The organism is Pseudomonas sp. NBRC 111123 (assembly GCF_001320205.1).
GTDB classification, from domain to species: Bacteria; Pseudomonadota; Gammaproteobacteria; order Pseudomonadales; family Pseudomonadaceae; genus Aquipseudomonas; species Aquipseudomonas putida_J.
Map to the genome: position 1 here is coordinate 72,854 of NZ_BCAZ01000017.1, position 13,261 is coordinate 86,114.

At 62.9% G+C, this 13,261-nt stretch carries 9 protein-coding genes and 1 pseudogene; 4 read left to right on the forward strand and 6 right to left on the reverse strand.

From position 1 onward, the window contains the following. Nucleotides 1-144: 144 nt before the first annotated feature. From APH27_RS11350 to APH27_RS11365, 4 genes are all read left to right on the forward strand, one after another. Nucleotides 145-885: a response regulator gene (locus APH27_RS11350; RefSeq protein ID WP_027919875.1), complete on the forward strand. Its 741-nt coding sequence runs from the start codon at nt 145-147 to the stop codon at nt 883-885. Further along, complete coding sequence (locus APH27_RS11355) at nt 882-2,165, forward strand: HAMP domain-containing sensor histidine kinase (protein ID WP_060484844.1); 1,284 nt, start codon at nt 882-884, stop codon at nt 2,163-2,165. Before APH27_RS11350 ends, APH27_RS11355 begins: the two co-directional genes overlap by 4 nt. A gap of 144 nt (nt 2,166-2,309) precedes the next feature. After that, nucleotides 2,310-2,930, forward strand: a complete 621-nt coding sequence (locus APH27_RS11360; RefSeq protein WP_060484845.1) for a ferric reductase-like transmembrane domain-containing protein — start codon at nt 2,310-2,312, stop codon at nt 2,928-2,930. 15 nt (nt 2,931-2,945) lie between these two features. Next, nucleotides 2,946-3,434 carry a DoxX family protein gene (locus tag APH27_RS11365; protein ID WP_060484846.1) on the forward strand — a complete coding sequence of 163 codons (489 nt, stop codon included), beginning with the start codon at nt 2,946-2,948 and terminating at the stop codon, nt 3,432-3,434. Between the two features lie 35 nt (nt 3,435-3,469). On the opposite strand, the gene APH27_RS11370 is transcribed toward APH27_RS11365, so the two are convergent. The 6 genes and pseudogenes from APH27_RS11370 to APH27_RS11395 form a co-directional block, all read right to left on the reverse strand. Next, complete coding sequence (locus APH27_RS11370) at nt 3,470-4,168, reverse strand: DUF2063 domain-containing protein (RefSeq protein WP_060484847.1); 699 nt, start codon at nt 4,166-4,168, stop codon at nt 3,470-3,472. Beyond that, a complete protein-coding gene (locus tag APH27_RS11375) occupies nt 4,149-4,985 on the reverse strand; it encodes a DUF692 domain-containing protein (protein ID WP_060484848.1) in 837 nt (278 codons plus the stop codon). The genes APH27_RS11370 and APH27_RS11375 overlap by 20 nt, the downstream gene beginning before the upstream one ends. 110 nt (nt 4,986-5,095) lie before the next feature. Next, nucleotides 5,096-5,365, reverse strand: a pseudogene (locus APH27_RS11380) (hypothetical protein); the annotation flags it as partial. Between the two features lie 122 nt (nt 5,366-5,487). Next, on the reverse strand, nt 5,488-6,042 hold the full coding sequence (locus tag APH27_RS11385) for a DUF4174 domain-containing protein (RefSeq protein ID WP_060484849.1): 555 nt from the start codon (nt 6,040-6,042) through the stop codon (nt 5,488-5,490). Nucleotides 6,043-6,238: 196 nt separating this feature from the next. Continuing rightward, nucleotides 6,239-10,801 (reverse strand): NEL-type E3 ubiquitin ligase domain-containing protein, encoded by a 4,563-nt coding sequence (locus tag APH27_RS11390; protein WP_082435090.1) that lies wholly within the window; start codon nt 10,799-10,801, stop codon nt 6,239-6,241. A 78-nt stretch (nt 10,802-10,879) separates the two neighbouring features. Further along, a complete protein-coding gene (locus APH27_RS11395; protein WP_060484850.1) occupies nt 10,880-13,240 on the reverse strand; it encodes a DNA polymerase II in 2,361 nt (786 codons plus the stop codon). Nucleotides 13,241-13,261: the final 21 nt, after the last annotated feature.

Consider the following 13,261-nt stretch of genomic DNA (forward strand, 5'->3'; position numbering starts at 1 on the left):
ATCTCGCATGTGTCGCCTTATCCTGTGATCTGCTTCCTCCTGTATCTGTAGCCGGTGCAGATACACTGCAATACAAAACCCCACAGGCAAGCCGCCACGCGCTCGGTACACTGCGCCCACTCCCCCTGAACAGGAACACCGCGAATGGAACATGTCGATCACATCCTGATCGTCGACGACGACCGTGAGATCCGCGAGCTGGTCGGCAACTACCTGAAGAAAAACGGCCTGCGCACCAGCATCGTCGGCGACGGCCGGCAGATGCGCGCATTCCTCGAAGCCAACAGCGTCGACCTGATCGTGCTCGACATCATGATGCCCGGCGACGACGGCCTGCTGCTTTGCCGCGAGCTGCGCGCCGGCAAACACCGCAACACGCCGGTGCTGATGCTGACCGCGCGCAATGACGAGACCGACCGCATCATCGGCCTGGAAATGGGGGCCGACGACTACCTGACCAAACCCTTCTCCGCCCGCGAACTGCTGGCCCGTATCAATGCCGTACTGCGCCGCACACGCATGCTGCCGCCCAACCTGACCATCAGCGAAAGCAGCCGCCTGCTCGCCTTTGGCCAGTGGCGCCTGGACACTACCGCCCGCCACCTGCTCGACAGCGAAGGCACCCTGGTGGCCCTCAGTGGCGCCGAATACCGGCTGCTGCGCGTGTTCCTCGACCATCCGCAACGGGTGCTCAGCCGCGAACAGCTGCTGAACCTGACCCAGGGCCGCGAGGCGGACATCTTCGACCGCTCCATCGATCTGCTGGTCAGCCGCCTACGCCAGCGCCTGGGCGACGACGCCCGTGAGCCGAGCTGCATCAAGACCGTGCGCAGCGAGGGGTATGTGTTCTCACTGGCCGTGCAACTGCTCGAGACGCCGTCATGAAATGGCCACGCACCCTGGCCTCGCGCCTGGCGTTGATCTTCATCACCGGCCTGGTCCTGGCCTATGGTCTGTCGTTCAGCCTGCAGGCCTACGAGCGCTACGTCAGCAGCCGCTCGATGATGCTCAGCCACCTGGAACAGGACGTCACCACCTCGCTGGCCATCTTCGAGCGGCTGCCTGCCGACGAGCGCGCCAGCTGGCTGCCGCGCCTGGAACGTCACACCTATCGCTACCGCCTGGACCAGGGCCAGGCAGGCACTCAGATGGCCAGTGACGACCCGCCCATGGCTGCCGAATCGATCGTCAAGGCGATCGGCGACCGTTACAAGCTGCGCTTCCAGGCAATACCCGGGCCGACCCAGCACTTTCAGGTTCACCTGCACCTGGCCGACGGCGCGCCACTGACCATCGATGTCACTCCCACGCCGGTGCCGGTGGCGAGCTGGTTGCCGCTGGTACTGCTGATCCAGCTCGGCGTGTTGCTGTTCTGCACCTGGCTGGCAGTGCGCCTGGCTATCGGCCCGCTGACACGCCTGGTACAGGCGGTGGACGACCTCGATCCGGACAAGCCCGGCGTGCAGCTGGACGAAAGCGGCCCACGCGAAGTGCAGTACGCTGCCGTAGCCTTCAACGCGCTGCAGGCACGTATCGCCGCTTATTTGAAAGAACGCATGCAATTACTCGCGGCCATTTCCCACGATCTGCAAACACCGATCACACGTATGAAACTGCGGGTCGAGGTCATGGAGGATGGCAGCGAAAAGGACAAGCTCTGGCATGACCTGGACGCCATGGAGCACCTGGTGCGCGAAGGCGTGGCCTACGCCCGCAGCATGGACATCAACACCGAGGCGCCCTGCCGGATCAACCTCGATGCCTTCCTCGACAGCGTGGTGTTCGATTACCAGGACAGCGGCGCCCAGGTGGAGCGCCACGGACATACCGGCAGCCTGCTGGAAACCCGCCCGCATGCGTTGCGCCGCGTGCTGGTGAACCTGGTGGACAACGCCCTGAAGTTCGCCGGCAAAGCACAGCTTGAAGTCAGCCGCGAGCGGGGCAAGACGCTGATACGGGTACTCGATGAAGGCCCCGGGATCCCCGCCGAAGAGCTGGACGAAGTACTCAAGCCGTTCTACAGGGTAGAGAGCTCCCGCAATCGCAGTACCGGCGGTACCGGCCTTGGGCTGGCCATTGCCCAGCAACTGACGCAAGCCATGGGCGGGCGATTGACCTTGAGCAACCGCAAAAGCGGCGGGTTGTGCGCGCAGATCGAGCTGTAACGACAGACGCGGCGGCCTGCACGGGCCGCCTTACAGCCTCAAGAGCTACAGTCCGATACACAAAGCCGCTTTCACCGACACACTGCAGATACCCATCCCCCACACACTCCCGGTCACACAACGACACCCCGGGAGACCTCACCCATGAAGCCGCTCACCCTGCCCTCCGGCTGGAAGCTGTTCGCCGCCTTGGCCGGCCTGATCCTGTGCATGACCGCCGCGGTACTGCTCAGCTATCCGCCCGGTGCCGATGGCCTGCGCAGTGCCATCCGCGCCACTGCACGCAGCTCTTTCGCGCTGTTCCTGCTGGCGTTCCTGGCCTCGTCACTGGTCACCTTCCTGCCTGGCAGCGGCAGCCGCCGGTTGCTCCGCGAGCGGCGCTACGTGGGTCTGGCCTTTGCCTTCTCGCATACCGTGCATGGCCTGCTGATCTACCGCTACGCCCAGCAATTCCCTGAGCTGTTCTGGGCCGGGCGCACGGTCACCACGAGCCTGCCTGGCAGCATCGGTTACCTGTTCCTGCTGTTGCTCACCCTGACCTCGTTCAAGGCGCCGATGCGCCTGCTCGGCGGGCGCGCCTGGAAAGCCCTGCACAGCACCGGCATGTGGGTATTGGCCGGGGTGTTCTGCCTGTCGTTCTACAAACGTATCCCCATGGGTGGCTGGTACCCACTGGCGTTCGCCCTGATGTTCAGCGCCATGGCCCTCAAGCTCACCGCCAAGTTGGCCCAACAGCAGCGCCGCACTGCTTCTGCCCTTTCCTGAAACGAGATGACCACTATGACCACACTGACCCGCACTTTCATGACCTTCGATCGCGTCGGCAGCTGGAGCGCCGACCTGCCGTTGCGGCTGTTCCTGGCCTGGGAGTTTTTCGAGTCCGGCTGGGAGAAATTCAACGGCAGCAACTGGTTCGACGATCTGCAGGCTAACTTCCCGTTTCCTTTCAATGTGCTGCCGGCGGAGTTCAACTGGCAGTTGTCGATGTGGGCGGAGCTGCTGCTCCCCCTGCTGCTGCTGCTTGGCCTGGGCACAAGGCTGGCATCGGCCGGGCTGATGGTGGTGACCGTGGTGGCGATTGCTGCAGTGCATTGGCCCAGCCACTGGTCAACCTTGGCAGAACTGGCCCAGGGGTATGCCATCACTGACCAGGGCTTCGGCAACTTCAAATTGCCGCTCATCTATCTGGTAGCCCTGCTGCCGCTGCTGCTCAAAGGCTCAGGGCGCTTGAGCCTGGATCACTGGATCAGGAACCGCGTAATGGGGTAAGGATCAGAGGGGCTGCCAGGCAGCCCCTTCAGCCGTCATCGCGTACCGATGACGACACCCTGGTCACGCAGGTTTTCGAGGAGCGCCAAGCCCTCCTGCTGATCCGCAGCCAGTGCACGCAAACGCTCCCGCCCCGTGCCCTGAACCTGGGTCAGCAAACGGTAGGCCATGGGCGAAAGCCGGGCAAAACGCACCTGCAATGCGGCATCGCGATAGACCAACAGCAAAGTCGGCAAGGGAGGCGGCTCAACCGGCTGATACGCCGGGCCGATGCGCTCCACTGGCCAACGATAGGCCAGCACCCTTGCCGTGTTCGATAGCAACGGCTCGCCTTGCAACAGGTCACCGTGCGGATCATGGTCAGGATCCTGGGCATCGCTCAGGTACAACTGCGATTCGATCAGCTCGTAGTGGGCCAGCTCCCGCTGCCAGGGGGTGTCTGGCTCGATGCCTTGCAGATAATCGACGAAGGCATCCGCGACCCGGGAAAACAAGGGCGAGCGGCAGCGGTAGTTGGCGTAGAAGTCATGCACTCGCGCATGCCAGCACTGATCACCCAGGGTCTTGCACAACACCGGAAAACTCCCCGCCAGCAACGCCTCGATACCACCGTAGAACAATTCCCTGTACAGCTTCAGACGCCGGTCTTCGAGACCGACCGGTGGCGCATGGCGTTCAGGGTCTCGCAGGTGACGAGCCAGGCAGAGTTGCTGTTCACGCAAAACTTCGTGCATGCACCACCTCCTGCTGCACGGTACGAATGTGCGCAACTTCTGCCAGCAGCTCGTCCATGGACGGGTAATTGAAGTCGCGTTCGAGCACGGTAGGCTGGATGCCAAAACGTTCGCAGGCACTGGCGAACAGTGCCCAGACCTGCGGCTTCACCGCTGCGCCGTGGGTGTCGACCTTGAGGTCGGGCGCTTCGTCATGGTGCCCCGCCAGATGCATGCCCGTGACCCGCTTCACGGGAAGCCCCTGCAGAAATGCCAGTGCGTCGTACCCGTGGTTGCAGGCATTGACGAAGACATTGTTGACGTCCAGCAGCAGTTCGCAGTCTGCTTCGTCGAGCACCGCCCGAATGAACGCCAGCTCCTCCATCGCCTGGTAGGGGGCGGCGTAGTAGCTGATGTTTTCGATGGCTATGCGCCGTTGCAGCACATCCTGCACCTGGCGAATACGCGCGCTGACGTGCCTTACGGACGCTTCGGTGAAAGGCAGCGGCAGCAGGTCGTAGAGGTGACCATCATCGCTGCAGTAGCTCAGGTGCTCGCTGTAGAGGTGTACCTGATGATGGTCGAGGAACCGGCGGATCTGCTCGAGCAGTTCACGATCCAGTGGCAAGCTGCCGCCCAGCGACAGCGACAGGCCGTGGCAGGCCAGGGGGAAGCGCTCGGCCAGCTGTGCCAGGCCCCGGCCAAAGGCGCCACCGACACCAATCCAGTTTTCCGGGGCACATTCCAGGAAGTCCACTGCACCTGCGTCCAGCGCCAGCAACTCGGGCATCAGGCTGCGACGCAGGCCGAGACCGGCGTGCATGGGCGTGGTTTTCATCTTTGAGTCTCCATAACAAGCACAATGCCCCGCCTGACCAGCAGGCGGGGCGTTGCCACATCTCTCAAGGATTCGGTTAAGGATTAACCTTCAGCGTGGTTGCCACTGCCACCACATTTGCCTTCACCGCACTTGCCTTCGCTTTTGCCGGCCTTGCCACTGCCGCCACATTTACCTTCACCGCACTTGCCTTCACTCTGGCCGGCCTTGGCGCTGCCACCGCACTTGCCCTCTCCGCACTTGCCCTCGCCCTGGGTCTTGGCCGAAGCCAACGCGTAACCCTGGGACAGAGGTTCGACAGCGAACGCCTGGCTGCCGATGGCCATGCTGCCGATAAGCGCAGCGCCGAACAGCCCGAGTTTGTTGCATGCTTGCGTCATGGTGAAGCTCCACTTGGGGTGAGAATGTGGAGCCATTCAACCGTTCAGGGGAATGGGCCGATATCGCCTGATTCGGCTGCCCATGTAGGACTCGGCCAACCGTTCGGGAAGGTCGCCGCCACTCAATCATCCAAGGGTTTAGGCGGGGCGGCAGGTTTGGCCGGCTTCGCCGGCTTGCTGTCCTTGGCCTTGGGTTCAGGTGCGGCCGCCGCTACGGGTTCTGGCGCACGCGCGGCCTTTTCGCTGGCTGGCAGCTCGTCGACGGCCTTGAAGATCAACTGCGGGTCGATCTTCTCGCCGGACTCATCATCCTTGAGCACGTGACGCTCACCGTCCATACCCACCAGGATCACCTTGGTACCCTTGCTGGCACCTAGCTTGAGCTCGCGAATAAGGGCCATCGTAGTCTGCTGTTCAAGGTTCTTGTCTTCACGCTTGCCCATCATCTGGGCAACGCTGAACAGCACCAGGTTGCGCTCTTTGAAACCCGCCTGGGTAGCAGGGTCCTTGAGAGCTTCATTCAACCCTCGCAAGGTGGGGTCGGCACTGCTTGGTGCGATAACGACCAATGGCCTGGCCTTGCCAAGCTCCTTGGCCAGTGGCGCGTCACTGTCGGCAGCAAACAGCGGACCGGCGACAGCGAACAAGGTGGCGAGGGTCAGTGACCGGAAGAGCATGCGAATCTCCTTATTGTCCCGATATATCAATGACTACAGATCATGGAGAAAAATCCGATCTGGAGCCTAAACCACTTCGAACAAGGGATGGCCAGGGAAAAGTAACTGGTAATTTCCAGCCCGCCCCTGGCCAATGACGCCGCTGTCAGCCGCTGCTGCCATCGATATAGAGCATAGCCCAAAGCCGTCACCGGTATCAGCGCGCCTCGATGGCAGGGTCGTCTGGCCCGACTTGCAGCGCATTGAGCGTCAGGTCGAGCATCAGGCCACGCCGGGCTGCACGTTGTTCCCCAAGGATGGCATCGGCATGCAGGCGGCGGGTTTCATCCGTCAGCGTGTCATCGTCCAGCACGGCATCCAGGCGCCGCCGGAAAGGCCTGTCGAGCTGGAGGAAACGTTCGGGGTGGGCACGCTCCAGGTACGTCTGCCAGAATGTGCGGTCGACCATCGAGCGAGCAATTTCTTCCTGCGTCTGGTTTTCCTCTACCCGCGCGGCGGCTCGCTCCAGCTGCTCATCGGTTACGCCCGCTATTTGCCCAAAACTCATATCCCCGACTTCAATGGGCAGGTTCAGCCGAGTACGCAAGCCGACGCGATAGGCAAGCCCTACCTCGCTTTCATCAGGGTTGCCACCGCGTTGGAGAATGTCCTGCAAGGCAATTCGGTCGACTTCATCCAGGCGCCAAAGGCGTACTCCAAGCGCCAGCAAAGCCTGCTCCGTATTGCCCCGCACATCGGTGCGCGCCCGCCAAACCAGCACATTCAACTCAAGATTGCTCAGGCACCAGGTGGCGCCGTCCTGGCAGCCCCACTCATCATTGGCAACAGCCAACAGTTCTTCACGCAATGCCGGCTCCGTAGCCATCGCCTGCAGCAGCGCAAGTATCCGCTGGGCGAGCGCCTGGGCATTGATCTGAAAATCGGCGGACTGCAACAACTGCTGCAGCACGCGAAAGAAGCGGTTCGCAGGTTCGCCAACGTCCACCGCTTCCCAAGCCGCGATCATTACACCGCGGTAACGCGGGCCGATGGCGTCGCCCCACACTTCGCGCGCCCGTGCGTACTGCTCCTGGAGCAGCGCCTCGTCAACTGGCAGGAAAGGCGCGAACAGTGAGGCCTGAAGGCGCAGCGACTCAGCTTCGCTCAGAGGGTTTCCAGCTAGCCTGATGCGCCGGCGCATGTCGATGGGCAAGCGGAAGAATTCCTCCGGAATCTGCCGGATACGATTCTCCCGCATATCCATGAACAAGAGGTTTGCACGGCTGTTGAACGCATGGGGGAAATGCGTAAGCCCGGTGCTGCGCAGGCTCAGCCAACGCAGCGAGGCCAGGCCATTGAGGGTGAATGTACGCCCCAGCGGGTTGAACGACAGGTCGATGTACTCGAGCGTCGAGGCGCTGGCCAGTGTGGCGGCCTGGCTGATGGTAAGCACGATCTGGTTGTCGGTCAGGCTCAACTGCCGTAAATGCGGCATCTGCAGCAAGGGCTGCGGTAACCGGGTCAGCAGGTTGCCACCCAGGTCCAGGCTGCGCAGACGCGGGAATGCCAGGAGAAAACTCTGCGGAACCTCTTCAAGCTGCAGGCGTAGCAATGACAGGTCGGAGACATGGGGGAAACTTACCTGGGCCGGGAGTTCCGGCAAATCCCCGACCCGGTTGTTGTAGATGACAATCCGGTAGTTGTCCTCAGTGTCGATGTGGCACTCTGCATCCGTAACCATTCGCCGCCAGCCGTTGATCAACGTGTCGCGTACATTGCCACGATCTTGCTGCGTTTCACCTTCGGCCTGCGCGACCCAGGCACGGAGCACATTCTGCAGCACTGTGTACTGCTGACGCAGAGCCGACAGTACATCCTCTACCGGGCGCCTCGAACGCTGGACATTGGCTGCCCACGCCGCCACTTGTTCATCGCTGAACGAAGGGTACAGATCACGCAACATCGCTGCCAAGGACCTGTTGGCACGCCTGGTCCTGGTCCCTGACGAATTGCTGCCACCCAAGGGATAACCCAGCCGCCCCTGCGCCCAGCGCTGTGGCGGGCGAAAAGCACCGGGGCGCAATGGGCTGAGCACACTTACCACCTCGGCTCGACGGCGGATGGCTTCGCGCGCCAGCATCACTCGCAGATTGTGCGCAAAAGGGTCGCCAATCTGCATGGCCTGGCGCTGCTGTGACGAATAGGCGGCGGCCATCACCTCGAACAGCTCTCCCGCATTGCCCTGCGCAAGCCCTTGCCCATCGATCAGTTGGAAGGTGCCATAGGCGTGCACCAGCGCGAATGGCTCGACACCTTGTTCGGTCGCCAGCAGCAGCGGCCCGTTCATCGAACCTTCGAACAGACGCCAGCGTAGCCCTTCTGCAGCACCAGGCAGATATTTGAGAAGCGCGAGAACCACGCGTGCCAGGTCAGCGTTTTGTGGGGTGTCCAGGAAGAAGGCTTCGAAAACCCTGACAGCGCGGGTGCTGGCGGCACTGCGCCTGGCCGCCTCGGACAGGCTCAACGACACGCGGCCAGTTTCCAGCAAGCGCCGCCGATCCTCACCACTGGCCGCCGCCAGCAATGCCTGCGCAGCACGCGGATGCAAGCTGGGGAACATTCTGCGCAGGGTGGCACTTGCCGTACTGTCGCTGGCCTGCACGGCATCATACAGATGGCCGAGCAGCGTGCGACGCTGCGTCCATGCCAATTCGGCCAAGGCCTGGTCGGATGCCTCGCTTGCCCCCGGCAGGCGCCGGGCATGCTGCAACACGGTGACATCCTCGACTTGCTGGCCTGCGCGCAAGCGGTTAACAAGCTGCCTGATGCGCTGCGCGAGCCGGCAGCGCTCGGCGGTGTCGAGCATGCCCGGCTCCGGGGCACGACCGTACACATGCAAGGCGCGCAGGTGCTCTGCCTCCAGCCCGTGGATGTTCAGCACCTCGTCGATCTGTTCGTCGCTCATCTGGTTCAACGGTTCACCCAGCCGACGGAACATCCGCCGAGTGTCATCCCACTGCGCGGGCTGCTCGCTCCACACCCGCCAGGCACCCGCGCCATTGTGGCGCAAGGATGGCCCATTGCCGTCGCGCGGTCGCAGTTGCCATTGGCCAGGGTCAGCTTCGACGACGGGGTAATGATGCCCATCCATTTCCACCCATGCAGCCCCGTCCAGGCGCAGGATGCCCAAGGCATCACGCGATGCCGCAGCGCTTGGCACGCCAGAACGGTAAGGCGCCAGGTCCTGCTGCCAGAGCTTGACGCTGCCGTCTTCCAGGCGTGCCGGCAGCATGGCATCGACCACCGCCGAACGTGACCACACACGCTGCACCGCGGTAACACCAACGACCGCGGCTGCGATCGTCGCCAGGTCGATGGCGACATTGCTCAGGTGCTCCAGCGCCTCCTGCGCGTCCTTTTCGTGCAGCGCCTCAAGGCCATGGTAGACCTCACCCATCACCTCCCACACGGTCAACGCAAGCAACCCCAGACCGATGCCTGGCACGAAAAGCCCGGCAACGTTTAGCAACAGCCAACCTTCCGCAGCCAGACGCTGGTCGTGGGCACGCTGGGCGTCGCGATCCAGACGCGCCACGGGCATGGCGATCGTCGCCGCGTCTTCTTTTATCTGCCTGATACGCGACTGGGCGAGTCTAATGAACAATGGGGCTGGATAAGGCCGCAACTGCGGCTTCAGGTCGAAGCTGGCCCAGACCGGCAAGTCGTCGAAAACGGGAACCGCCCTGCCAAAGAAAGCCTGGCTGTCACGCCGAAGCACGAACCGGCTGAAAAAGCCCTGATAAGACTTGACGCGTAAGCGGTGTCCCAGCTCACGGTTGAGCGCGTTCAAACTGTCGAATGCAGTCCAGGGAGCGACCGGGTCACCGGGTATATACATCAGCAAGCGCCGGGTGGTGTTGAACAGAACGCCCTGATCAATCACTTCGAGCACCACCACCTGCTCCAGCGTGCAGCCCAACAGGGTCAGGCGCCTGGGCTCGACCAGATCGCCGGCAAGGCGCAGCAGAACGCGTTCACGGCACATGGCTGTCAACAGCCTGAGTTCACTATCATCCAGGCGACCGTCCTGCCTGGCCTTGTGTGCGTCCACCAGCATGGCATGACGGCATGCGTCCACCAGCAACGTCTTGACGCTTTGGCTGTCATCCGCAGGCTCCAGGATCGAATCGAGGTGACGCTGGTAACGCTCGCCCAGGTCCAACTCACGGCACAGGGCTGCAAACTCGATAGCCGTCGGTAATCTACCGCTGACCCGACAGGGCACAAGCAGACGGTTGCCTGCGGGTTGTCCACCCGCCTGGGTCTGATCCGCGGTGAAATTGCGCAGCACCACCTCCAGCAATGGCTTTTCTTCGTACACCACTTCAGTCAGGTGGACGCCAACCGGTTGCGTGTTGATCACCGGTTCTCGTCGGCCTGCAATGAACCGCATCCGATGTGCATTGCACCTGAGGCCATGTCGCTCGGCGAGCGCGCGCTCCAGTGCCGAAGCGACGAACCGATCGATGCCCTCGATGCGTGCCAGCAGCGTGTTCAGGCGCTGGCGGCAATTCAGGCTGCTGGCAAGCGCCTGACTGAGCACAGGCCATTGGTCGACCGGCACTTTTCGTATCCAGTCGGGCAGGCGTTTGCCAATGACCTCATCCTGAAATGCCTCGCTAAGCTGGTGCCGAGAGAGAAACCGCGGCGTGTCGGCGTGCAATGCAACGGTAGCTGGGGTATCGCCATTCGGCGGAGTGTCGGGTGGTAAGGCGCCCATGTTCGCTGCTTCCTGAAAGAAAGCAGCCAGCCTATGTCGAGCACCTTGGGCGAGGTGCCAGATAGCTAACGCCCGCACTCAGAACAAGAGCAGTTGCCGGTCTGTCAAAGCCGCGAAATCATCACCGACAAACGGCAGAATGGCATCTGCCACCGGCTGCAGTTGACGGCTCAGGTAGTGCTCGTAGTCGATTGGCGACTGGCGATTCTCCATCGGCTCAGGGCCTGCCGTGGTGATGACGTAGCTGATCCAGCCGCCATTCTGATATTGCCGGGCACGGCCCAGGCGGCTGTTGTATTCATCGGCCAGACGCGCCGCACGTACATGGGGGGGGACGTTGCGCTGGTAGTCGGCCAACGGGCGACGCAGGCGCTTGCGATAGATCAGCAGCTCATCCAGCTCACCGGCCAGGGTCTGCTGCACGAAGCCGCGCACATAGTCGCGATACGGCTGGCCCCGGAACACACGCTCGTACAGCGCCTGCTGGAACTGACGGGCCAACGGCGACCAGTCGGTACGCACCGACTCCAGCCCCTTGTAGACCATGCCCTCGCTGCCGTCTGCACGCTGCACCAAGCCGGCGTAACGCTTCTTGCTGCCCTCCTCTGTACCGCGGATGGTCGGCATCAGGAACCGCCGGTAATGCACCTCGAACTGCAGTTCCAGCGCACTTTCCAGCTTCACGGTTGCCAGCAGGTGCTCGCGCCACCACTGGTTGACCCGCGCCACCAGATCATGGCCGATACGCGCCGCCGCCTCTTCGCCATGGGCGCCCTTGAGCCAGACGAAGGTGGAATCGGTGTCGCCGTAGATCACCTCGTAACCCTGCGCTTCGATCAGCGCGCGGGTCTGGCGCATGATCTGGTGGCCACGCATGGTGATCGATGAGGCCAGGCGTGGGTCGAAGAAACGGCAACCACTGGAGCCGAGCACGCCGTAAAAGGCATTCATGATGATCTTCAGCGCTTGCGACAGCGGCGCATTGCCCTCGCGTTTGGCCGCTTCCCGGCCCTGCCAAACGCGCTCGACGATGGCCGGCAGGCAATGCTCGGTGCGCGAAAAGCGCCCGCCGCGAAAACCTTCTACCGAATGCTCGTCATCGGCCAGGCGCAAGCCCTCGACCAAACCGACCGGGTCGATCAGGAAGGTGCGGATAATCGAGGGATACAGGCTTTTGTAGTCGAGAACCAGCACCGAGTCGTACAGCCCTGGGCGCGAGTCCATGACGAAACCGCCGGGGCTGGCTTCCTCCGGGCGGCTGCCAAGGCTGGGCGCGACAAAGCCCATGCGGTGCATGTGCGGGATATACAGGTGGCAGAATGCGGCGACCGAACCGCCACTGCGGTCCACCGCCAAGCCAGTGACCGATGAGCGCTCCAGCAGGAAGTCGAGCAGCCGGGTGTGGGCGAAGATGCGCGTGACCAGCTCGCAGTCCTTGAGGTTGTAGCGGGCAAGCGCAGGCTTGTCTTCGGCGAAGCGGCGGTTGATCTCGTCCATGCGCTGGTAAGGCGTGTCGATGGCCTTGCCTTCTCCGAGCAAGGTCTGCGCGACGCTTTCGAGGCTGAACGAGGGGAAGCTCCAGGTCGCCGAGCGCAGCGCTTCGATGCCGTCGATCAGCAGGCGCCCTGGGGCATCGGCGAACACGTGGCCACCACCGGCATGGCTGCGCAAGGTCATCGGCGCGCCGTTGCGCCCCAGCGCCAGCGGCACTTGCAACAGCTTGGCGTGCTCGTGCAGCAGGCGCAGGTCGAACTGGATCAGGTTCCAGCCGATGATCGCATCTGGATCGTGCTCGGCCAGCCATTGGTTGAGGCACACCAGCAACTCGGCACGGTCGGCACAGTAGCGCAGGTCGAAATCCAGGTCGCCGGCTTCGCCGTTGGGCGGGCCGAGCATGTACACCTGGCGCTGGCCACAACCTTCAAGCGCGATGCTGTAAAGCTCGCCGCGTTCGCTGGTCTCGATGTCCAGCGACACCAGGCGCAAGGTTGGGCGGTAGTCCAGGCACGGCTTGAGCTGGGCGTCGCAGTACACACCGTGCTCATCCACCTTGCCGGTGAACTGCACCGGGGCGGTGATGAAGCGCTCCATCAGGTAGCGCTCCGGGGGGCGGATATCAGCCTCGAACACATCGATGCCGGCGTTACGCAGGCGCTGCTCCAGCTGCATCAGCTGACGGTGCTGGCGGGTGTAGAGGCCGAGCATGGGGCGCTGGTCAAAGTCTTTCAAACGCAGCGGCTTGAGCTGCGCGCCCGCTTCCTTGGCCAACAATACCCGAGCGTGTTCGGCCTGCGCCTGCGGGATGAAGGCCACCGATTCCTGGGGGGCCAGGCGCAATAGCCGTGGCCCGGCATCTGTGGCCAGCCAGAATTCCACACAGGTGCCATCGGGCGTGTCATGCCAATGCCGGGTCAGGACAAAGCCCTGCTGCAACTCCACCGCGTCGACCTCTGCTGAAAA